The sequence below is a fragment of the Moorena sp. SIO3E8 genome (assembly GCF_010692445.1).
Lineage (GTDB): Bacteria > Cyanobacteriota > Cyanobacteriia > Cyanobacteriales > Coleofasciculaceae > Moorena > Moorena bouillonii.
On the sequence record NZ_JAAHHM010000056.1, the window covers coordinates 21,897 to 44,562 of the forward strand.

At 43.5% G+C, this 22,666-nt stretch carries 15 protein-coding genes and 2 pseudogenes; 11 read left to right on the forward strand and 6 right to left on the reverse strand.

Annotation, left to right across the window (positions count from 1 at the left end):
- Window positions 1–56 precede the first annotated feature (56 nt).
- The 3 genes from F6K46_RS21980 (at window position 57) to F6K46_RS21990 (ending at window position 3,120) form a co-directional block, all read left to right on the forward strand.
- On the forward strand, window positions 57–698 hold the full coding sequence (locus tag F6K46_RS21980; RefSeq protein WP_293059639.1) for a hypothetical protein: 642 nt from the start codon (window positions 57–59) through the stop codon (window positions 696–698).
- A 566-nt stretch (window positions 699–1,264) separates the two neighbouring features.
- Window positions 1,265–1,453, forward strand: a complete 189-nt coding sequence (locus tag F6K46_RS21985) for a hypothetical protein (RefSeq protein WP_143727560.1) — start codon at window positions 1,265–1,267, stop codon at window positions 1,451–1,453.
- A gap of 356 nt (window positions 1,454–1,809) precedes the next feature.
- Window positions 1,810–3,120 carry a putative sulfate exporter family transporter gene (locus tag F6K46_RS21990; RefSeq protein ID WP_293059644.1) on the forward strand — a complete coding sequence of 437 codons (1,311 nt, stop codon included), beginning with the start codon at window positions 1,810–1,812 and terminating at the stop codon, window positions 3,118–3,120.
- 234 nt (window positions 3,121–3,354) lie between these two features.
- On the opposite strand, the pseudogene F6K46_RS21995 reads toward F6K46_RS21990, so the two are convergent.
- The 6 genes and pseudogenes from F6K46_RS21995 to tsaB all read right to left on the reverse strand — a co-directional run bounded on the left by F6K46_RS21995 (window position 3,355) and on the right by tsaB (window position 8,722).
- Window positions 3,355–3,982: pseudogene (locus F6K46_RS21995) on the reverse strand (Uma2 family endonuclease).
- Window positions 3,983–4,064: 82 nt separating this feature from the next.
- Window positions 4,065–4,958, reverse strand: a pseudogene (locus F6K46_RS22000) (endo-1,4-beta-xylanase).
- Between the two features lie 73 nt (window positions 4,959–5,031).
- Window positions 5,032–6,135 (reverse strand): transposase, encoded by a 1,104-nt coding sequence (locus F6K46_RS22005; protein WP_293059650.1) that lies wholly within the window; start codon window positions 6,133–6,135, stop codon window positions 5,032–5,034.
- A gap of 199 nt (window positions 6,136–6,334) precedes the next feature.
- Window positions 6,335–6,460 (reverse strand): hypothetical protein, encoded by a 126-nt coding sequence (locus tag F6K46_RS22010; RefSeq protein WP_293059653.1) that lies wholly within the window; start codon window positions 6,458–6,460, stop codon window positions 6,335–6,337.
- Window positions 6,461–6,690: 230 nt separating this feature from the next.
- Entirely contained in the window at window positions 6,691–7,827 is a 1,137-nt protein-coding gene (gene dprA, locus F6K46_RS22015; RefSeq protein WP_293059656.1) for a DNA-processing protein DprA, read from the reverse strand.
- A 124-nt stretch (window positions 7,828–7,951) separates the two neighbouring features.
- Window positions 7,952–8,722: a tRNA (adenosine(37)-N6)-threonylcarbamoyltransferase complex dimerization subunit type 1 TsaB gene (tsaB, locus tag F6K46_RS22020; protein ID WP_293059713.1), complete on the reverse strand. Its 771-nt coding sequence runs from the start codon at window positions 8,720–8,722 to the stop codon at window positions 7,952–7,954.
- Between the two features lie 70 nt (window positions 8,723–8,792).
- Between tsaB and F6K46_RS22025 the strand changes: the two genes are divergently transcribed.
- The 8 genes from F6K46_RS22025 (at window position 8,793) to F6K46_RS22060 (ending at window position 22,645) form a co-directional block, all read left to right on the forward strand.
- Window positions 8,793–10,070 (forward strand): valine--pyruvate transaminase, encoded by a 1,278-nt coding sequence (locus F6K46_RS22025; protein WP_293059659.1) that lies wholly within the window; start codon window positions 8,793–8,795, stop codon window positions 10,068–10,070.
- Window positions 10,071–10,164: 94 nt separating this feature from the next.
- Window positions 10,165–11,910 (forward strand): histidine kinase dimerization/phosphoacceptor domain -containing protein, encoded by a 1,746-nt coding sequence (locus F6K46_RS22030; RefSeq protein WP_293059662.1) that lies wholly within the window; start codon window positions 10,165–10,167, stop codon window positions 11,908–11,910.
- 12 nt (window positions 11,911–11,922) lie between these two features.
- The gene (locus tag F6K46_RS22035) at window positions 11,923–13,032 is read left to right on the forward strand and encodes an ATP-binding protein (protein ID WP_293059665.1); all 1,110 of its coding nucleotides are present in this window, start codon (window positions 11,923–11,925) and stop codon (window positions 13,030–13,032) included.
- A gap of 518 nt (window positions 13,033–13,550) precedes the next feature.
- A complete protein-coding gene (locus tag F6K46_RS22040) occupies window positions 13,551–14,651 on the forward strand; it encodes an RRXRR domain-containing protein (protein ID WP_293059668.1) in 1,101 nt (366 codons plus the stop codon).
- An 86-nt stretch (window positions 14,652–14,737) separates the two neighbouring features.
- The gene (locus F6K46_RS22045) at window positions 14,738–16,273 is read left to right on the forward strand and encodes a ferredoxin--nitrite reductase (RefSeq protein ID WP_293059671.1); all 1,536 of its coding nucleotides are present in this window, start codon (window positions 14,738–14,740) and stop codon (window positions 16,271–16,273) included.
- Window positions 16,274–16,424: 151 nt separating this feature from the next.
- Window positions 16,425–17,798, forward strand: coding sequence for an ABC transporter substrate-binding protein (locus F6K46_RS22050; RefSeq protein ID WP_293059674.1), 1,374 nt, complete (start codon window positions 16,425–16,427; stop codon window positions 17,796–17,798).
- A 452-nt stretch (window positions 17,799–18,250) separates the two neighbouring features.
- Window positions 18,251–19,774 (forward strand): MFS transporter, encoded by a 1,524-nt coding sequence (locus F6K46_RS22055; RefSeq protein WP_293059678.1) that lies wholly within the window; start codon window positions 18,251–18,253, stop codon window positions 19,772–19,774.
- Window positions 19,775–20,401: 627 nt separating this feature from the next.
- A complete protein-coding gene (locus tag F6K46_RS22060; RefSeq protein WP_293059681.1) occupies window positions 20,402–22,645 on the forward strand; it encodes a molybdopterin oxidoreductase family protein in 2,244 nt (747 codons plus the stop codon).
- The last annotated feature ends 21 nt before the right edge of the window (window positions 22,646–22,666 follow it).

Genomic DNA, 22,666 nt, shown 5'->3' on the forward strand with positions numbered 1-22,666 from the left:
TAAATCCTATGTATCGATTAATCAGAGTCTTTTATCTACTGCTAATTACTGGAACGATGAGTATTAGTTTTCCGACCTCATCAGTATCAGTTGGATCTTCGTTTACCAGTCAAGGGAATCAAGTAGCGAAAGCAGTAAGTCAAACCAAACAGAAAACACAATCTGTATGGGCTAAGATCCGAGATCTTTTTCGTAGGAAGAAAGATGAAGCAGGTACCCATGGAGAGTTTTGTTCAATTTCTCCTAATATTGCTGCCTATCGCACCTGGAGTGACCAACCTCTATTTGCTTGGGAAGGAAGTGTTAATATCATTCAAGTTCGTTACTCTCGCTATGAAAAAGCCTTATGGTCTTATCAGGTAAACGATAATCAGACTAGTGTTATTTACAATGCTGATGGTAAAGGTCAGCCACTTCAACGAGGTAAAGAATATTATTACTGGGTAGAGTATAACACAACTGATAATAATGGACAACTAATTACAGATACCGAAACTATTCCCTTTCAAGTTATGGGTGGTGAAGCGTATCGGATTATCCAAGCTGAATTGCCAGCTGAGCATAAAACTGCTCAGCTGGCGAGTTACTTTGCTGATCACGATCTTTTCCTAGATGTGGTACGAGTGATTTCGGTGTTTGGGGACTTAGATAATTGGAAAACTAATACTGAGGAATTATATCAAAAGTTTTGTGAGTAGTCAAGGACGAATTTATCTTAAAAATTACTGTAAAATAAATTAGTCTGACTCCTGACTCGAAGCTCCTCAATCAGAGGATAGTTTGTTATGTCGAAATCAGGTATTATCAGTCTTCACAATTCATAATTTTTAGTTTTCATAGTCTAACGAGACTAGTCTTAACTACAGGAATTACACAGCAAATATACCTGTAGTGTTCTACTACCTATAGTTTTTTTTGACTAGTTTTGCCTAAGTCCTAAACTAGTTTCATATTTCCTTAAAACTCTCTTCACAACTCCCTTGATTATATTGATAATAACTTGATACAAGTTGTCCGGATCATTTGATAAGATCATTATAATCAACGTCACTTGATTGTTTTTACAGAAACCTGGAACGGCATAGGAAGCTATAGTTATCAACATTCATTGAGGGGTTTGAGGGAGCTCCTGAATTATATTAGCGCTGTTAGTTATAACCTCTCGTTGCTAGGGAATTTATCAACTACCAATCTAATCAGCCATTAAAGTGAATTTTTGTTTGAACAGTCAGTAGTAACCAAATGTAGTCGAGATAATCTAAAAATGAAAAAAAAACTTGCCAAAATTGTTAATACTGCACTCACCAGTGTTGCTCTGTGTATTGCGATCGCATCTTACGTTTATAAAGCAGAGGCTGCTCCTGTGTTTCTAAATCTTTCCTGGGAAGGAATTAATGGGTTGAGAGTTGAATTGATGTTCAGGTTCGACCAGCAGTTTGTACTGGGATTTTAAGATAAGCTGTTGTGCATTTAAATTGCACAACAGCAAGGCAGAAGGCAGAAGGCAGAAGACAGAAGCGATGCACTTGGGTTTCAGTCATTTTGGTAGCGCCGACGTATTTCCCTAGCTCTGGTTGGCTTTCAGGGGATTTCGAGTCTAGAGCCTTTGAAAGTGCCACTAGGAGCAATCGTTACCGAGAATAAAGTATAGCGCTGTGCCCAGGGAATAGGAAATAGTTAAAGAAACTGACCCCGGCGTGGGGAGATGGCTATCTCCCCATCTACATCTTAGCGTGCTACTTTTATGAATTGGTATTATGAATTGATATTATTTCGGTGGTGCCTTCCAGGGTAAAATAAAATCTACTAATGAGTCAAACAAAATGGTCTAACTTCTACAAATTAGAAGACTGGTGGTCTGTATGGATTGGTCTGCTGTTATTGGGGACAGTGTTTAGTGGCATCATAACTGTTGTGCCAAAGATGCCCAAATGGAAAGGGATAGATCTATTATCGGCACTCCCCTGGGAATTGCTTCCTAAACTGGCATTGCTCGCCATTGGTTTATGTGCTCTGTTTACCCTTGGCAACCTGGTAATGAAGGGAAAAGAAGGCAGAAACATGATACCAGGCTTTTTGGTTATATTTCTTTTAGCAGTTTTATCCTATATACTGGGGAATTCACAGACCGCTAAAGCAATTAACCTCGGCTATGCTTTCTGGGCATTGTTGATTGGACTAATCATCAGCAATACTATTGGTACACCAAGGTGGATGATGCCAGCGGTGCGTACTGAATATTACATCAAGACTGGCTTAGTGATTCTCGGTGCAGAAATTCTCTTTAACCGAATTGTGGAATTCGGACCTTATGGTTTAGCGATCGCTTGGCTAGTTACGCCTATTGTGATCATATTTATGTATCTGTTTGGTACTCGCTTTCTGAACATGCAGCAGAAATCACTGGTGATGGTAGTCGCAACATCAACATCAGTGTGTGGTGTATCAGCCGCTATTGCAGCAGCAGCAGCTTGTAAGGCTAAGAAAAACGAGTTGACTTTAGCTGTAGGGATGACTCTCATTTTTACTGTTGCCATGATGGTGATCATGCCCTTGTTTGTCAAGGCTGTGGGTATGAATGAATTAGTCAGTGGTGCATGGCTGGGGGGAACCATTGATTCTACTGGCGCAGTTGTCGCTGCTGGTGAAACAGTAGGGGAAATCGCTGGTCAAGCTGCTGCTTTAGTAAAGATGATTCAAAATATGCTGATCGGCGTGATAGCTTTTGCGATCGCTTTATTTTGGGTCTTTTGTGTAGAGCGCGAGCCAAATGCTCCTAAACCACAAATGAGGGAATTATGGGTACGTTTGCCCAAGTTTATCTTAGGTTTTATAGCTGCTTCTGTGTTAGTATCCTTTGTTTTTATTCCCTTGATGGGAATGGATACAGTTAAAGGGATTCTTAGTCAAACCAAGACCTATCGCGGCTGGCTATTTTGTATCGCATTTTTGTCCATTGGTCTAGACTCGAACTTTCGGGATTTAGGGACACAACTTCAGGGTGGTAAACCCATGATTCTTTACTTGGTAGGACAGAGTTTTAACATTGTGCTTACTTTGGCTATAGCGTGGCTAATGTTAAGCGGAATTATTTTTCCTATACCGGAGTTAGCACAGTGATAAACACTATCCGAAAATCCCTAATCTTTTTGATGAGTATTTGCGCACTTCCGCTACTACTGTGGTTATTGAATAGCTTGATAGTAGATGGTTATTTGGGGTCGAGCGTACAGGATATTTACGAAAACGAGAGTGATGCTTCAGGAATTTTCTGGACAGATGTAGAGATACTATCTCACGATTAACCTATTCAACTATAGCACTTATCAATTGGGTTGGTAACTGCTCTATATATCAGATAATTTCTGATAAATTTAAAGTAAATCCAGGCAAAATATCTTCTCCTGATAAGGTTTTCGGAGATTGGATAATTTCTAAATCTTGATTGGGACGATAGATTTCCACAACCTTATTTTGGGGATCAATTAACCATCCTAATCTAGCGCCGTTTTCCATATATTCTCGGACTTTAGTTTGCACCATTTTCAGCGATGCAGCGCGGTCTTGGGGGTTTCCCCCATGAGCGACTGCATCAAGACAGGGAATCACTCGGAGAACGCAATTCCAACACAAAATCAGGACATAAAGGAACAAATTTATCCTGTTCTTCTGAGGTTAACCCTTCCCAACGCTCTCGTTTAATCCAAGACGCATCAGGGGAACGATTGGCTCCATTAGGCACTTTAAATCCTGTATTAGAGTCAAATGCAACACCAAGTTTCATTTGACTGCTCCACAATTCTAGTTGAGTCGATAGTTTAATATTTCGTCTACCTGTATTTCCTCCGGTAGGTGACATGATGATTAAATCTCCTTCAGAGGTGCGCTCAAATCTTAAATCCCTGTTATCTTGACAAAGCTGGAAAAATTGTTCGTCACTTAAATTAATAGTTAATTCGAGGGTATCAGGTAAATATACCATGTTAATTACCTCCAAAATTATACAATAACTTATTGAATGAAAAAGGATAATTTAAGCGATTTTTATTTTTATTTTTTACTTTTTAACTATCAATTTTTAAAACTTGAACCATCGCGTGATAAGCAGCTTTAGGACGATAGGAGTTATCGAAAGGTAGAGGGGAATCTGGTTTACCAAATAAATCCGGAATCCAGGAATGATGATCTGCAAATTCCCAAGTTAAGAACGCTGTACAATTGGGAGCCTCTAAACAAACTTGGAGTATATCTCGATATACCTGTGTCTGAGCAGCCACCCGTTCTTCTTGTGTGCCGCTACCATCATGGATTTTTACGTCCATCTCTGTGACCTGAACCTGCAATCCCAACTCACCCAGACGTTTCATGTTTGCTGCTATTTCTTCTGGCTTAGGAGGATTTTGAATACTAATGTGCATCTGAAAGCCAATGCCATGAATTGGGACATCCCGTTGCCGCAAGTCTTTGACCATGGCATAAATCGCATCTGACTTTGCCCCAAGTCCTTCTCCAGCGTAGTCGTTATAAAACAAGGGAACTGTGGGGTCAGCTTCATGAGCCCACCGAAATGCCAACTCAACGTATTCTGGTCCAATGCCGCGCAACCAAATTGTATCTCGTTTCCTTTGTCCTGCTGAGTCTTGGTCTGCTACCGCTTCATTGACCACATCCCAAGCTGCTAATTGTCCCCGATAGTGACCAACAACAGTATGAATATGTTGTCGCAGGATATAGATTAACTCTTCTGTTGTCCATTGTCCGTGGGTTAGCCATCAAGGCACACTATGATGCCAAACTAGATTATGACCGCGCACCTGCATGTGATTGGCTTTCGCCATGGCCACAAAGTTATCAGCAGCTTCAAAATTATAGTGATGGCGTTGCGGCTGTAGCGCCTCAAACTTCATGATATAAGTTGGTGTCACCATGTTATATTCACGCATCAACACCTGCTCCATCAAACGTGTACAAAGCGTCACATAACGAGACTTTGTGTGTTGATTTCCTGCTTCAACGGGGGCATGGGAGCGGTTAACCCTTAGCAGGCTTACGAGTCGAGCCGTACTCGTTATAGCTTTCTAGGTTCATTGAGGCATTCCAATCCCGATCAATCTTATTTCCACAGCAACCACACTCATAAATCCTTTCAGATAAAGGCATTGGCTGTTTATTTCCGCATGATGAACATAATTGACTAGATGGAAAGAACCTGTCAGCTATTACTAACTTGGCACCGTAGCGTTCACACTTATACTGAAGTTGCCGCCTGGCTTCATACAGTCCATTATCACCGATAACTTTGGCTAATTTATGATTAGCCATCATCCCAGACACGTTTAAATCTTCTATGACAACTACGCTGTGGTTTTTAGCTATATAAGTGGTCATCTTGTGAAGATAATCTTTTCGGATATCAGCAACTCGACGGTGAAGTTTCTGTACTTCAAGCTTGGTTTTTGAGTAATTCTGAGAGCCTCTTACTTTTTTAGATAATTTCCGTTGAACTCTAGCTAATTTCCTTTGAGCGTTGCGGTAAGGCTTAAGTCCTTCAAACTCAACACCAGAGCTTAATACAGCTAGGGTTTTTATCCCAAAATCCACACCAACTCTTTCTCGTTCTTTAAGTGTTGGTTCAAAGGTCTTTTCAATAGAGAAGCTAATATACCACTCCCCGGCTTTTTTGTAGATTGTGACTTTTTTAGTTAGACAATCTGGTAGGGCTTCAAACGTTCTAACCTGCTTCAGGAAGGGTAAGTTATGAATTAGTCCACCTAATCGAATCGGTCTTCCTGAATTATCGATAGTAAAGCGATCATTTCTACCCTTGCATTTGAATCTAGGGTACTTACCCCATCCTTTGAAAAACCTTTTGAATGCTTCCCCTAAATTGATGAAGGCATATTGGTAAACCTTTGAGGATAATTCCCTCATCCAGGGATACTCAGGTTTGACATGGTTGGTAAATAACCGCTTTAGGGTTTTAATGTTAGGCTTTAACCCTTGATTGTAGGCATCTTTCCACATCCCTAAACCCCAGTTGTACACCCACCGACTAAAACCAGCGTGTTTGGCCATCAACGTTTTTTGACGGTTGTTAAGCTTCAGTTTTGTCGTGTAAGAGTGATTGGGAGCCATAGGGTGTTAGCCTGTTATTACCTATATTATACCCACAAAACCGCTCAATGAGCAAGGGCGAATACTGCTTAAAAGTAATGCTAAAAGAACATGAACACGGTCAGCTACAAAGCTCGAACGCAGACGTCAATGGTTGGTCTATGTCTCAGGCGGCGAATATATCCGCAAGCTACCGAAAACAGACGCAAAGTAACGCTAACTATTTACTAAGTCTCAACTCCCGATAACTAGGATCGTCCCGCAACGGTTCCATCGACACTCCCGTTCCAATCGCCAATTTACGCTTTTGTGCCAAGGAACGTAAATTACTGTTATTTGTATTCATCTCAATTTATTCTATTGACTGTTGACTGTTAACTGTTGACTGTTAACTGTTAACAGTCAACAGTCAACCTGCAACCTGCAACCTTAAACCTTAAACCTACCAACCTTAAACCTCCAACCTTGGCCTATGGGCCACGCTACGCGAACAACCTGCAACCTGCAACCTACAACCTGCAACCTGCAACCTGCAACCTTCAACCTTCAACATTAAACCTTCAATCCTTTTTACTGTCATATTTCAGTTATTAATCTTCGATATCGCATCCCTGGTGACTGAGACACTAATCCCATTAGTTCCAACTGTAACAAGGCACTGGATACTGAGCCTGCTTCTAAAGCTGCTTGCTGGACAATGATATCGAATGGGGTTGGTTCAAATGCGATCGCATCCAACACTTTTGCCAATTCTGGCTCTAAGGTTGGTACGGGTAAAGCGGGTAAAGGTTTTTCTACAGCCGAGTGGGGGTCAAGTTCTGGAATAGCTCCGAGCATTTCCAACAAGTGACCTTCACTTAAAATTACATGGGCACCCCGATTTAACAGTCCCAAACAACCGATAGAATTGGGATTATCTAAGGAACCTGGTAGTGCATAGACATCCCGACAGAACTCATTGGCTAACCTAGCAGTAATTAGCGCTCCGGACTTGTTAGGCGCTTCCATCACCAAAACTGCACGGCTTAAACCAGCAATAATCCGATTCCGTTGGGGAAAGTTGGAACGTGCGGGTTTCGTACTAGCTGGATACTCACTGAGTATCAATCCCTGTTCTTGAATTTGTTTATAAAGATAACTATTGCTCAAGGGATATACCACATCAAGGCCAGTTCCCAAAACTGCTATTGTCCTACCACCCGCTTCCAGACACCCGCGATGGGCTTGTGTATCAATTCCCACTGCCATACCGGACACCACTGTAAAACCATGCTTAGCAAGGGTAGCACTGATTTTACGAGTCCAACGTTTACCGTATTCGGTGGGATTTCGAGTACCCACAATACCGACTATCGGCTTGCTACCGTAATTTTCTTGTAGATCAACTAGTCCGCTATAGTATAGCGTTGCGGGAGGACTAGGAATTTCCTGTAACAAGCGGGGATACTCCCCATCCGCTGGTGTCCAAAAACAAGGATTTTTGACCAAGTGTTGCTCAAGTAGCTGTTCCGGATTAGTTTGCCCACGCATTTTCACTACTCTTTCGATCAGCCGCACCCCGAACCCTTCAACTGCTCCTAACTCTGAAGCTGAAGCTTTCCAAGCCTCTGCTAGAGTCCCAAACTGTTGCTGTAGCCGTTGGAGCAATACTGATCCGATACCGGGAACTTCGGACCATGCTAGCCAGTACGCACGTTCTTCTTCCTTGGTCAATCGCTTCGCTCCAATTATAAATTATCAATTTATATTTCAAAAATACCCCATAATTTGAATTATAAATTTTCAAAAAAAATCTAATTTTATTAATTCTTAATTCTTAATTCTTAATTCTTAATTCTTAAACTGGATGCTGTCCATAAAACGGCAGTACTTCTGACCAGTTGGGGCGCTTTCCCTGTTGCCAATCGAGATAAGCAAGTTCCAAGACACCCCTAGCATAACTTCCCAAATTTGCCGGAGCCTCTAGCAATCGTAATGGTGTTTCTAAGGTATCCAAAACTTGTTTCCATTGATCTGAAGTCATGACAGCATCTGGTAATATCTTCCTCAGCCCCAGACCAGCTATTGATGGCTGATAGATGGCGGTATAAAGCTGACCACGTTGGGCAGGCATTTGAATAGCAATCTGAGTGCTGTTCCCGTAGCGTGGGCGTAGCCCATGTGCTGAATCCTGAGTCCTAATTGCTAATTGCTGTTCCCGTAGCGTGGGCGTAGCCCATGTGCTGAGTCCTGATCCAGAGTTGTCTTGATACATAGCACCCTCTTCCTCCTCTTTGCCCTCTTTCCCTAACCAGGCGATCGCTGCCAGTGTAGAAATGCCAAACAGGGGAATATCTAACTGTTGTGCTATGGTACGAGCAGTAACTATACCGATACGGGTACTCGTAAAGCTACCCGGTCCGATAGCTACCGCAATGAATTCTAAGTTTTCCCAAGTTTGGGAATTGAGAAATTCAGTCAAGTGCTGATGCAATTGGCCAGACAACTCTCGCCCTAAGTCCCAAGTTTGGCAGCGGGTATCCCTGGCAAAGTTACTGGTCACTAGCCCCAATTGAGGACTAGTGGTGTGAAGGGCAAGAGCATATTTGTTTGCTTCGAGAATCGGCATTTGTTGGTATGATTTTCGATTGGAGAACTCTTGATAAAGTACCATCACAGCTAAAAGGTGATCACTATCCATGGATCCTACCCTGACTCAAATTGGGACTCAGATGTCCAAACTGACTGGTGTCCGAGCGATTATGAAAGATATTATCGAAACGCTACGAGCTGGTCAGGGACAAGATTGGATTAATCTCAGTGCAGGAAACCCAGTGATTTTGCCACAAGTCGAGCAACTTTGGCGCGATTGCACGGCACAACTGTTGGCTAGCTCAGAGTATGGTGAGGTGATTTGCCGCTACGGGTCATCTCAAGGATATCAGCCTCTGATCGATGCGATCGCAAAGGATTTCAATCAACGCTACGGTCTTTCCCTAAGCGATCGCCATATCCTGATTACTCCCGGTTCTCAATCGATTTACTTCTACGCCGCTAACGTTTTTGGTGGCTACACCAGCAGCGGCCAGCTCAAACAAGTGGTCTTGCCCCTTTCTCCAGAATACACTGGCTATGGAGGAGTAAGCTTGACTCCAGAAGCAGTATATGCATACAAACCTACTCTGGAAATTAACCACGAGCAACACCGTTTTAAGTATCGCCCTGATTTCAGCCAATTGAAGATTAGCGAAGAGACTGGCTGTGTAATTGTTTCCCGTCCCTGTAATCCCACTGGCAATGTCCTAACCGATGAAGAAGTAATCAAAATTTCGGAAATGGCTGCACCCTTCAATGTGCCAGTGTTGATTGACGCAGCTTATGCTCCACCCTTTCCAGCACTGAACTTTACCGAAATGACACCAGTCTTTCGAGACAATATCATCCACTGTCTGAGTTTATCAAAAGCTGGACTACCTGGGGAACGGGTTGGTGTAGCAATTGGAAATCCCGAGCTAATTAGCATTTTACAATCCTTCCAGACCAATCTTTGTATTCATTCGGCTCGCTATGGACAAGCTATTGCCGCAAAAGCGATCGCATCTGGAGCACTCCCTGAGATTGCCACTAATGTGGTTCGCCCCCACTACCAGCAAAAGTTTGTGACCCTTGAACTGACATTAGACAAATTCATGCCCAAAGACTTGCCTTGGTTCTTGCATCGGGGTGAAGGAGCTATCTTTGCTTGGTTGTGGTTACAGGATTTGCCAATTACCGACTGGGAACTGTATCAAAAGTTGAAGCAGGTGGGTGTGATTGTGGTGCCTGGGAGTACATTTTTCCCTGGCTTACGAGAAGACTGGTCTCACCAGCAACAGTGCATTCGCATCAGTCTTACCGCTAGTGAAGAAGAAATTGAAATGGCCATGCAGCGTTTAGCAACATTGGTCGAGGAAGTCTATCGGATGGGGTCAGATTAGTATTTCTGTTGGAGATGTTGTGATAATCTAACAGCGTTCGGTGAGTACTTGTTAGATCAGTACTGATTAAATAATATTCACATCATATTAACAGATGGAACAGCAGCAGCTAGCACAAGTGTTGGAAACTGGCGATCTAGGGGAGTTGCTAGGCATTATTAACCAGCCTAACTTGCTCACAACCCTTAATTATACACAGATGTGTAGGATTATCAAAGGACTTGGGCAAGTAGTGGAACAACAAGCTGCTCAGTTAACTCAGGTCAATCAGCAATTACAACCGGAAATTACCAACTGTAAGCAGGCTCAGGAGAAATGGCAACAGGCTGATCAGCAATTGGAATACCAATTTCAAAAACAGACAACAGAATTGTCCGAAGCTAATCATCAGCTGCGACAAACAAAAGAGCAACTAGAGGCAGTTTTGGATGCTGTACCGGGAGCGGTGTCTTGGATTAGTGCTGATGGTCGATATCTTGGGGTTAACCGACATCTGGCTCAGAGCCTGCAATTACCTCCAGAGACTTTTGTCGGTCAAGAGTTGGGTTTTCTGCAGAGCAGCCCTCAGTTTGTCGGCTTTATGACTCAGTTTCTCGCCTGTGGGGACTCAGGATCTTCCCAGGTGGTTGAGCTCAAAGTGAAAAATTCTTCGAGATATTATCTAATTGCCGCTCAGAAGTACCAGCAAGGTGCTGCAGCCGTGTGTGTAGGGATTGATATCACCGAGCATAAACAGGCAGAATTAGCTCTACAACAGCTCAACCAGGAACTAGAACTGAGAGTCGAACAACGGACTTCTGACCTACAGAACGTCAATGAACAACTTCGCAAAAGTGAGGAACAATTTCGCCTGATTTTTAAACTATCTCCCATGGGTATGGCAATTACCAGCACTGATAACTCCGTGCTAAAGGTTAATCAAGCCTTTTGTGACACGGTTGGTTACACAGCCGAGGAACTGAGGCAGAAAAAGGCTACAGATATTATCTACCCCGATGATTTCACAATTAACCTTACCCCGAATCAAGAGTTGTGGCCAGGAAGAACATCCCACTTTCAGATGGAAAATCGCTTACTGTCGAAAGATGGTAGAGTTATCCATGTTTTGACCAAGAAAGCAGTTTTAGTCAGGGATGCTCAAGGTAAGCCCCGAAAATTTCTGTATCAAATTGTAGATATCACCGAACGCAAGCAAGCGGAAAATCAAGTTAGAGCCTCTCTAACCGAAAAAGAGGTTTTGCTCAAAGAAATTCATCACCGGGTCAAAAATAACCTGCAAATTATTTCTAGCCTACTCCGCCTACAGTCGAGGCAACTTGAAGATCCACAAGCATTAAGTTTGTTCAAAGATTCCCAGCATCGGGTTCAATCTATGGCTCTGATTCACCAGCAGCTGTATCAATCCCCAAATTTAGCCCAGATTAATTTCGGAAAATACATTCAAACCTTAACCAATAACTTGTTCCGTTCCTACGGGATTAACCGACAGACAATCGCCCTCAATATTGAAGTTACCACAGCTCCCTTAACCATTGATGTAGCTATTACCTGTGGGCTAATCATCAATGAATTGGTGTCTAATTCACTCAAATATGCCTTTCATGAACATAAAGAGGGTAAGATTGAAATCAGTCTAAGTTCAGATCAACAGGGTCAGCTAATCCTTACGGTAAGTGATAATGGTATTGGTTTACCGGACAATTTAGACTTTCAATCCACTAAATCCCTTGGTTTGAGTATTGTTCGTAACTTGACTGCACAACTGGGGGGTAACATCATCCTTGACTGTAGCCAAGGCACTAGATTAAAAATAAACTTTCCCCATTCACTGGATCTCTAGGGCAAGTCGAGCATGACCAAGAAAAAAATCCTAGTTGTTGAAGATGAAACACTTGTGGCTATGGATATCAAGAATAGCCTCAAACTTTTAGGGTACATGGTTCCTGCTGTGGCTGTATCTGGAGAAGAAGCAGTTAGAAAAGCTGAGGAAATCCAACCAGATTTAATCCTGATGGATATTCGTCTGAAAGGGGAAATAGATGGAGTGACTGCTGCAAGGCTGATTAGGACAAAATTGAAGATCCCAGTGGTCTATTTGACTGCCTATAGCGATGAGCTCACCCTAGAAAGAGCTAAGATAACCCAACCCTTTGGTTACCTTCTGAAACCATTTGAGGAAGAAGAACTGCGAGTTACCATTGAAATTGCCCTTTCTCGCTTTCAAGCAGAAGCAAAAATCCGTCAAGCACTAGTAATAGAACAGGAGCTTAGAGAGCAAAAATCTAGCTTTGTCTCTATTGTTTCCCACGAATGTCGTACACCTTTGAGTAAAGTTATCCTAGCTACTGAATTGTTAGAACGCTATAGCAAACATTTGGTCAAAGATAAACATCGCAAGTATTTTGAACAAATTAAAGGCTCTATCCAAGATATGAGACAACTCTTGGATGAAATTATATTTATTGAAAAAGCAGAAGGAAACAAGCTAACTTTTAACCCAACTCCAATTAACCTAGTAGAATTCTGCTCTGATTTGATAGAGCAGATGCAGTTGGCTACCGGGGGGAGCCATAGGATTATTTTTACTCCTCAAGGTAATATTCCTGATGCCTATATGGATACCCAACTCCTTCGATATATTTTCAATAACTTGCTATCCAATGGGATTAAGTATTCTCCTGAAGGGGGAACGGTAGAGTTTCAGTTAACCGTGGAAGGTAACTGGGCAATTTTTAAAATTAGAGACTCGGGAATTGGTATTCCCAAACAAGAGATTTCCCAGCTGTTTGAACCTTTCCAGCGAGCTAGCAATGTTGGGGATATTCCTGGTACAGGTCTAGGATTATCGATTGTTAACAAGAGTGTAGAGCAGCACCGTGGTCAAATTTTGGTAGATAGCCAGGTTGGTGTAGGAACTTTGTTTACCGTTAGACTACCCCTGTCGAGTCAGGATTGGGAGTAAGCTGGTCTTCCTTTGAATGCCATGGTTATGACAGCAGGGGAGCAGGGGCAGACTTGATCTAACTGCATAATACAATTTATGCATTTAATTTATGCATTTTTTTAATTAAAATCAGTATTTAGTAACAAAATATACAAAATTTTAGCAATACTTTAAATTAATTTATCAACATCAAGAGTAGTGACATCAGAGGCTCTGGACAAAACTTCTGGCAATTGAGCAAAAGGCAACGAGGGAACAGCTGTCAATAACCCCAACCTACTTCGTTGTTCGCGAAGCGTGGCCTACGGCCAGGTTGGGGCTTGAGAAGACAAGCAACTTCTCAGGTTTGACTAGACCATTGAACCGAATTCTGGCACGAACGTTCGGATGCTTCCCCAGTCCGAACCTCTTCAAAACTGTGTTGTCAGTTGCTGTTAGACAGGACATCTTGAATCTGGTGGTCGTTCGCGTAGCGTGGCCTACGGCCAGGGGACGGGTTTTTAACCTAAATACTTTGTCTCGTGAGGTTTATCACCATGCTACGAGTTCCAGTTATTTCACCTAATGGAAAGCCCCTGATGCCAACAAAAGCTTCTCGCGCTCGTCGTTGGTTGAAACAAGGTTTTGCCGTTGTTTACCCAAACGATTTAAATATTTTCGCCATTAAATTAGTTAATCAACCATCTGGAAGCCAAACCCAAGACATTGCTGTTGGAGTTGATCCCGGCAAACTGTTTTCTGGCATTGCTGTTCAGTCTCAAACCACTACTCTTTGGACGGGGCATTTGGTACTGCCGTATAAAAGAGTTCGTGACCGGATCGATACTCGACGAATTATGCGTTCGCGTAGCGTCGGCTTCGCCGAAAGAACTCGCCGGAGTCGTCGGATTAACCGCAAAGTCTCCTATTCCAAACGTGCTCACAGACAGAAGCGCTTTGAAAACCGGATAGCAAAAAAGGTTCCCCCTTCCATTCGAGCAAATCGTCAGCTCGAATTCCAAGTGGTGAGTGAACTGTTTCGTTTATACCCAGTCAAAGCTATTGTCTACGAAGTGGTCAAAGCACGCGGTAATAAAGGGTTCTCTCCCGTAATGGTAGGTCAACACTGGGCAATCTCCCAGTTACAACAGATGGCTCCGGTTACCCGAAAGCAAGGGTGGGAGACGGCATTGAAGCGAGAAGGATTGGGACTGACCAAAGACAAAACCGACAAAAGTCGTCAAACGCTGGAAACCCATGGGGTAGACGGAATTGCACTGGCTGCCACTCACTTTTTCCGTCGTCGGAATTACTATTATCGCAACGGTAAGGTAAGTTTCCCAGAGAACTGCACCGTAACCAATGCTTTGTTCGCTGTAGTCAGACGAGCACCCATCAGCCGCCGTCAGTTGCACTTACTGCAATTTTCTAAAGGTGGAAAACGGCGTAAGTACGGGGGGACAACCACTCGTCACGGTTTTCGCAAAGGAGATTATGTCGAAGCGGTTAAAGCTGGTAAAACTTATCGAGGTTGGGTCAGTGGTGAGACGGCAAAACAAGTCTCTGTTAGCAACATTAATTGGAAACGGATCGGACAATTTTCAGCCCGGAAAGTCCGACTCCTCAAACGTGCAACGGGCTTAATTGTTAACTACTAGATGGAGGCGCGGCTTTCCTCCCCACCCTGAACGTTCGCGCAGCGTGGCCTACGGCCAGGGATGGGGTATCCAGCCGCGAAGATTTGATGACCAGCGCAGCTAAGCCAGCCGCAAAACTAAACAAATTTGAGAAATTCAAGGCAGAGAAAGATGGTCTTGCCATTAAAGAACAAATAGAAGAGTTTGCTAGAATTGGCTGGGAAGCAATAGAGCCAGATGACCTACAGCATCGGCTGAAGTGGATGGGTGTTTTTTACCGACCTGTCACTCCAGGCAAGTTCATGCTAAGGATGCGGACACCCAACGGCATTCTCAACAGCACTCAGATGCAGGTACTAGCTGAGATAGTGCAGCGCTATGGTGAAGATGGTAGTGCTGATATCACGACCCGCCAAAACATCCAGTTGCGAGGTATCCGCATTGAAGACATGCCTGATATTTTCCGCAGGTTCGAGCAAGTTGGCTTAACTAGCGTCCAATCCGGTATGGACAATGTCCGCAATATTACTGGTTCTCCCATGGCGGGGATAGATCCCGATGAATTAATTGACACTCGGGATCTTGTCCAAAAGGTACAGGACATGATCACTAATAACAGCCAAGGAAATTACGAGTTTACTAACTTGCCCCGTAAATTCAATATTGCTATTGAAGGGGGTCGGGATAACTCAGTCCATGCTGAAATTAATGATATTGCCTTCGTGCCTGCCTACAAAGATGGACAACTAGGCTTGAATGTACTCGTAGGTGGCTTTTTCTCGGCCAAGCGTTGTGAAGCTGCTGTTCCCCTCAATGCTTGGGTACTGCCTAATGATGATGTAGTTGACTTGTGTCGTGCTATTCTGGAAGTTTATCGCGACGAAGGCTCGCGGGCGAATCGGCAAAAATCCCGGATGATGTGGTTGATTGATGAGTGGGGGATTGACAAGTTCCGCGAGGAAGTCAGTAAGCAGTTTGGTAGAGAACTCCCTACGGCTGCTCCTCACGATGAAATAGATTGGGAAAAACGAGACCATATTGGTGTCTTTGCCCAAAAGCAACCAGGTCTGAATTATGTGGGTTTACACGTGCCCGTTGGTAGGCTTTATGCTCAGCAGATGTTTGATCTGGCACGGATGGCTGAGGCTTATGGCAGTGGCGAAATCCGCCTCACGGTTGAGCAGAATGTGATTATTCCCAATATTCCGGATGCTAATCTCGACGCTTTCTTAGCTGAACCCCTCTTGCAGAAATTTACCCTTGAGCCCAAACCTCTAGAACGGCTTCTAGTATCTTGCACAGGAGCCCAGTTCTGCAATTTTGCTCTGATTGAAACCAAAAATCGTGCCTTGGCAATAGTTCGGGAACTCGAAGAAAATTTAGATATACCAAACCCAGTGCGGATTCATTGGACAGGTTGTCCCAACTCTTGTGGTCAACCCCAAGTAGCTGATATTGGTTTGATGGGAACTAAGGTGCGTAAAGACGGTAAGTCTGTTGAAGGAGTCAATATTTACATGGGTGGCAAAGTTGGCAAAGATGCTAAGCTGGGCGAGTGTGTGCTCAAAAGTGTTGCTTGTGATGACTTACCAGAGGTCTTGGGCAATATACTGATTGAGAATTTTGGAGCAAAATCCCACTAAGTTAGTTCTGAGTCGGAGAGTAATCACTAACCAGTAGAAGACCTTATAGCTAATCCCTAATCACTGTTGTCAAAGATTAATGGTTAATGGTTAGGTAATGGTGAAAACTTAGTTTTCCATTTTCCATTGTCCATTAATCGGAAACGACAATATGGAGCGCCGCAAGTTTCTCAAATACATCGGCTGTGCCACGGTAGGATGTGGCTTTAGTGCCTGTAGCTCAAATAATCTATTCGATTTCCCAAAACGCGATCGCTCCTCTGAGCCCACTCAACGACCTCCGGCTAACTTTGGTAAGTTAGAAAAAACTAACCTCACCATTGGCTTTGTTCCTGTAACTGACTGTGCTCCTTTAATCATTGCCAAAGAAAAGGGCTTTTTTCAGCGTTATGGTCTGAATGTGGGTCTTAAAAAATATCCTGACTGGTCAGGGGTTCACAAAGACTTACTATCATGGGGTATAGATGCCTGCGTTGCCTTGTTTGGATTGCCAATGCTCACCAATTTTGGTTCAGCCAAGGCACCAGTGATATCTCTAATGATGCTCAATCGCAATGGCGCTGGGATCACTTTTTCCAAAAAAGCTTGGCAAGGTGCTATTCGTCCTTCAACGGAGTACTATAATTTCCCAGATTTTGCCTACTCCTACAGGAAATACATTAAACAATTAGCCGAGCCCCTCAAGGTAGGGATAGACTTGACCAACTCCATGGCAAACTATACGCTTCTCTACTGGCTATCAGCTATGGAGATTAATCCCGAGAAACAGATTAAGCTAATCGAGTTTCCACCATCTCAAATGGTATACAAACTCCAAGCTGGGATAGTAGATGGCTACTGTTTAGATGAGCCCTGGAACCAAAGAGCAGTTGTAGACCAGGCTGGATTTACGGTTTATGTAAGTCGGGATATTTGGAAAGGTCATCCAGGAAAAATACTAGCAACCATGGGACCTTGGGCAGAAAAACATCCCACAACCGCCCGAGCCTTAGTAGCGGCTGTTTTGGAAGCTTGTCAGTATTGTGACCAACTAGAAAATCGCCAGTCAATTGCTCAGATTATATCTAGGAGCAAATACATCGACACTAAAGTAAGCTATCTGGAAGGTTCTTTACTGGGCAACTATAATTATGGTGGCTTTGACCAGAAAGACCGATTTGAAGCAATCCCTGATTTTAATTTATTTCACTTCCAAGATACAGACTATCTGAAAAAGCCCAATCATGCTAATTATCCTTGGCGCTCCCATGGTGTTTGGTTGCTAACCCAAATGATTCGCTGGCGTCATATTAACCGACGTCAATATCCCAAGGATGCGGATAAAATTATCGACCGGGTTTATCCAGTGAAAATTTATGAAGAGGTTGCCAAGGCGTTGAAAATCGATTTACCTAGTGAGCGTATGAGGGTTGAACCTGCTGATGTGTTTGTGGATCAAAGAGCATTTGACCCTAGTCAGCCAGTTAATTACCTCAATGGTTTCGATATCCGAGCTGATCGTTCTCAGTTAATCGGCTTGGCTTAACTTAGGAATAAACCTCAATTCATTCGAAAATTAAGCAACACCCCAATTTTCTGGCTCTGATGTAACCATTGAATATAAATTATGCATTTAATTCATCACCAGAAATAATTTGTAACAAATCATACGAAACTTATGTTTCAGGGGTGTCACTATTAGTACCTGAACAATAGTATTAAGTTAACCTCAGAAAAGTAGTATCTATGGGCGAGTACTTTAGCAATCAATTCCGAAAGAATTACCCTAAACCAATAAGCTATAGTATTCAAACTAATAGGTAACTTTAATCAGTCAGCAAGTTGATGGCAACCGATCAGCTGGATTGTTTTGAAAGGGATTCTTTGGAGTAGTTTTTGGAGGAGACTAAATCCACCCAAACGTTCAGCTTTTATCACTAATGCTGTTGGTGCGTGAATCTTCTGTTTTCGTAGTTTGAGTAGAGGAAAGGTATATAGATGCTCGCAGAAATGTGGTCGTTTCGTGGTAGGTATAAAATCCTCCACATGACCTGGTTTGCTTTCTTCCTGTCGTTTGTAGTCTGGTTCAACTTAGCGCCCCTAGCAACACAGGTGAAATCAGACTTCGGTCTCGAAGTAGGTCAAATCCGAACCATCGCAATTTGTAACGTTGCCCTGACAGTGCCTGCCCGTATCATCATCGGGATGCTGTTAGATAAATACGGGCCAAGAATCACCTACTCCCTGTTGCTGATGTATGCAGCAATACCTTGTATTGCTTTTGCCTCGGCACAGAACTTTAGCCAACTGGTGATTAGCCGCTTGGCACTGAGTATCGTAGGTGCAGGTTTTGTGATTGGCATCCGGATGACGGCAGAATGGTTCCCTCCCAAAGAAATTGGTTTAGCCGAAGGGATTTACGGGGGCTGGGGTAACTTTGGTTCTGCAGCAGCAGCCTTTACCCTACCTACCATTGCCGCTTTTTTAGCCTTTGGCAGTCCAGGTCTCAACTGGCGCTTTTCCATTGCTGGTACTGGGATTATCGCTGCTCTCTATGGTATCCTATATTATTTTAACGTCCAAGATACTCCCCCAGGCAAAGTTTATCAGAAGCCCAAAAGCGCCAGAGGAATGGAAGTCACCACCAAAAAAGACTTCTGGTTTCTGATGGTGATGAATGCTCCTCTATCGATCATTCTTGGTGTTCTGGCTTGGCGCTTGAATAAAGTCGGCTTTTTCGAGCAAAATGTTCTCTACATCGTCTGGGCTGGTCTACTTGGGCTGTATCTGTTCCAAGCTTACAACTGCTGGGCAGTTAACAAAGATTTGTTAGCAGGTCGTAAGCGCTATCCTCCTGAAGACCGCTTCAATTTTTCTCAAGTTGCCATTCTAGAGTTGACCTACGTTGTTAACTTCGGTTCTGAATTAGCTGTAGTTTCTATGCTCCCTGCCTTCTTTGAAGGCACCTTCGGACTGAGTAAACAAGCAGCGGGGATGATTGCTGCTAGCTACGCTTTCATGAACTTGATGTCCCGTCCTGGTGGCGGCTTAATCTCTGATAAACTGGGTAGCCGCAAGATGACCATGGCAGTTCTAACATTCTGTATGGGTATTGGCTATCTGATTTTCAGTACGGTGAACGGAGGCTGGTGGCTTCCTGGTGCGGTACTGCTGACCATGGCTTGTTCCTTCTTTGTGCAAGCTGGAGAAGGCTCTACCTTTGCTATCGTACCTCTGGTGAAACGACGGATCACCGGTCAGGTGGCTGGTAACGTGGGTGCTTACGGAAACGTTGGTGCTGTTGCTTACCTGACTATCTTCAGTTTATTGCCAGCAGGGGATGTGGGTAACCGTATATTCTTCCAGATGTTGGGTGTTTCAGCTTTGATTGTTGCCTTCCTGTGCTTCCTAGTATTGAAAGAACCTAAGGGTTCCTTTGCTGACCTTCATGAAGGGGAAGAACAATATGCTACTGCTGCTAGCCCTGCTGCCGCTATGGAAACTGGAGACTTAATGAACTAGTTCCTTTGTAGGTCTAGTTGAAAGCACTCGCTTACTAGATGGCTCAAAAATATGTAGATAGAAGTGGGGCAATCTTAATTAAGATTGCCCCAAAACTCACGAAATAATCGCTTCTTAAACAAGGAAAAAAATGGCTCTTCCGTACTTGTTATGCTAAATTAGCACTTTGCCAAAGGGAGCAGGGAGCAGGGAGCAGGGAGCAGCAGGAAGAGGCAGCTATATTGGAAAAATTTATTGTTAAATAGCCTCATAACCCTTACACAGTAAGCTTTTTGGTTTTTTTTAACTATAAATTTAGCATAGTAGGTACTGAAGAATCAAAAAAAATAGTCAACCTTTAGCAGTCAACCTTCAGCTATCAGCTCTTCAAGACTTAACCTGATTTTGAATTAACAAAAATTTTCCCAAAATCCTATCGAAAGATATAATTGCTCTTGAAAAATCCTTAAAACGGGAAATAATGTAGCGAAGTAGCTAACTAATTTATGATTAATTTTAAATTAACATTTATTAGAAATAACTGATAGTTGATATAAGAAATATTAATCATAAATTAATAAAAAAAACTATTTAATATAGTTACAAACTATAAAAATAGTAAAAAAAAAAAAATTGGGGGAAAACATCATGACTGACTCAGCTAAGACACTCTGTCCCTACTGTGGGGTTGGCTGTGGTCTGGAAGTATTGCCTCCAGCTGGTTCTGGTCGTGCTACCTATCGAGATAGTCAAGGGAATCCGATTTGGAAAGTCAGAGGCGATCGCTCTCATCCTTCAAGCCAGGGTATGGTTTGTATCAAAGGTGCCAGTGTAACTGAGTCTCTGGATAAAGACCGCCTCAAGTATCCCATGATGCGGGATTCCCTAGACCAACCATTTCAGCGAGTGAGTTGGGATCAAGCCCTAGACCGAGTAGTGAATCGGATTCAGACGGTTCGTTTCACCCAAGGACCAGAAGCAATTTGTATGTACGGTTCCGGTCAGTTCCAAACCGAAGACTACTATATTGCCCAGAAATTGCTCAAAGGTTGCCTCGGTACCAATAACTTTGATGCTAATTCGCGCCTGTGTATGTCTTCAGCTGTAGCTGGATACATCCAAAGTTTTGGTTCCGATGGACCTCCGTGCTGCTATGACGATTTAGAATTAACAGACTGTGCCTTTTTGATTGGGACTAATACAGCAGACTGTCACCCCATAGTATTTAACCGTCTGCGTAAGCATCACAAAAAGCATCGTCATGTTAAAATGATAGTGGTAGATCCTCGCCGCACGTCTACCGCTAAGCTGGCTGATTTACATCTAGCGATTAAACCGGGTACTGACATTGATTTACTCAATGGCATTGCTCACTTACTATTGCGCTGGGGTAAACTAGACACGGAATTTATTGAGGAGTGTACCAGCGACTTCTCTGCATACGCTCAGATAATTATCAACTACCCACCGGAAATAGTTGCGGAAAGATGTGGTATAGCGGTGCATGAACTTGAGGAAGCCGCTCGCTACTGGGCAAAATCGAAGCGTGTCCTGTCTTTGTGGTCCATGGGAGTCAACCAATCATCAGAAGGTACTGCTAAAGTTCGCACCATCATCAATCTGCACCTGATGACAGGGAACATTGGTAAACCAGGAGCAGGACCATTTTCTCTAACTGGTCAACCTAATGCGATGGGAGGACGAGAAGCTGGGGGACTTGCTCACATCTTACCGGGTTATCGGGTAGTAAAGAATCCCCAACATCGTAGTGAGGTGGAACAGTTATGGAAACTCAATCCAGGGACAATTTCCCCCAATCCTGGCCTTGATGCTTGGAGCATGATCAAAGGTCTAGAAACTGGAGATGTCGGTTTCTTGTGGATTGCTGCCACTAACCCAGCTGTGAGTATGCCGGATATTGAACGAACTAAGGCAGCCCTAAGAAAATCGTCCTTTACTGTCTATCAAGATGCTTACTACCCCACTGAAACCGCTGCTTATGCTCATGTGTTGCTCCCAGCAGCCCAGTGGAGTGAAAAGACTGGCGCTATGACTAACTCTGAGCGAGTTGTCACCTTTTGCCCCCAATTCCGTAATCCACCAGGAGAAGCCAGACCGGATTGGGAAATCTTTGCGGAAGTAGGGCGTCGCCTCGGCTTTACTAAAGAATTTGACTTTACTGACTCTGCCGCTGTCTATCGGGAATTTGTCCAACTTACCCGTGGACGACTTTGTGACATGACTGGACTTAGTCACGAGCGCTTACGGAAAAACGGTCCGATTCAATGGCCCTGCCCTGAGGAGTTCCAAAATCAAGAGTCTTCTGAGTCAATCAGCAATACTGGCAAACGGCTTTATACTGACTTCCGATTCAATACGCCAGATAGCAAGGCAAAATTTGCCGCTTTCCATTCTAAAGGACTGGCAGAACCCCCGTCGGAGGATTACCCTTTGGTGCTGACCAGTGGCAGACTCTATGGTCACTGGCACACCCAAACCCGCACCGGACGGATTGAGAAAATTACCAAAATGTACCCCAATCCGTTACTAGAAATTCATCCCCGTGATGCCCAAAAGCTGGGGATTAAAGATGGGGATTGGGTAGAAGTGCGATCGCGTCGCGGAACTTGCCGCTTCCCAGCTCAAGTCACTAAAGCGATTACTCCTGGTACAGTCTTTGCCCCCATGCACTGGGGAGCTTTGTGGGCAAATCAGGCAGAAGCTAATGCTCTGACCCATCCTGAATCTTGTCCCATTTCCCTGGAACCAGAATTAAAAGCCTGTGCTGTCAACTTGGTGCCCATCAGTGAAACTGAGAGTATGCGATCGCAAAATCCCAACCAAGAGCCATTAGGAACACCGATTTTACAAAAGCTCAAAGTGTTTAGTTGATTTTTAAAAGTTTAAAGTTAA

Bases quoted from the DNA above. Each gene is read 5' to 3' on its own strand.
- F6K46_RS21980 (WP_293059639.1), top strand. From the start codon at position 57: ATGAGTATTAGTTTTCCGACCTCATCAGTATCAGTTGGATCTTCGTTT.
- F6K46_RS21985 (WP_143727560.1), top strand. From the start codon at position 1,265: ATGAAAAAAAAACTTGCCAAAATTGTTAATACTGCACTCACCAGTGTT.
- F6K46_RS21990 (WP_293059644.1), top strand. From the start codon at position 1,810: ATGAGTCAAACAAAATGGTCTAACTTCTACAAATTAGAAGACTGGTGG.
- F6K46_RS22005 (WP_293059650.1), bottom strand. From the start codon at position 6,135: ATGGCTCCCAATCACTCTTACACGACAAAACTGAAGCTTAACAACCGT.
- F6K46_RS22010 (WP_293059653.1), bottom strand. From the start codon at position 6,460: ATGAATACAAATAACAGTAATTTACGTTCCTTGGCACAAAAGCGTAAA.
- tsaB (WP_293059713.1), bottom strand. From the start codon at position 8,722: ATGCCGATTCTCGAAGCAAACAAATATGCTCTTGCCCTTCACACCACT.
- F6K46_RS22025 (WP_293059659.1), top strand. From the start codon at position 8,793: ATGGATCCTACCCTGACTCAAATTGGGACTCAGATGTCCAAACTGACT.
- F6K46_RS22030 (WP_293059662.1), top strand. From the start codon at position 10,165: ATGGAACAGCAGCAGCTAGCACAAGTGTTGGAAACTGGCGATCTAGGG.
- F6K46_RS22035 (WP_293059665.1), top strand. From the start codon at position 11,923: ATGACCAAGAAAAAAATCCTAGTTGTTGAAGATGAAACACTTGTGGCT.
- F6K46_RS22040 (WP_293059668.1), top strand. From the start codon at position 13,551: ATGCTACGAGTTCCAGTTATTTCACCTAATGGAAAGCCCCTGATGCCA.
- F6K46_RS22045 (WP_293059671.1), top strand. From the start codon at position 14,738: ATGACCAGCGCAGCTAAGCCAGCCGCAAAACTAAACAAATTTGAGAAA.
- F6K46_RS22050 (WP_293059674.1), top strand. From the start codon at position 16,425: ATGGAGCGCCGCAAGTTTCTCAAATACATCGGCTGTGCCACGGTAGGA.
- F6K46_RS22055 (WP_293059678.1), top strand. From the start codon at position 18,251: ATGCTCGCAGAAATGTGGTCGTTTCGTGGTAGGTATAAAATCCTCCAC.
- F6K46_RS22060 (WP_293059681.1), top strand. From the start codon at position 20,402: ATGACTGACTCAGCTAAGACACTCTGTCCCTACTGTGGGGTTGGCTGT.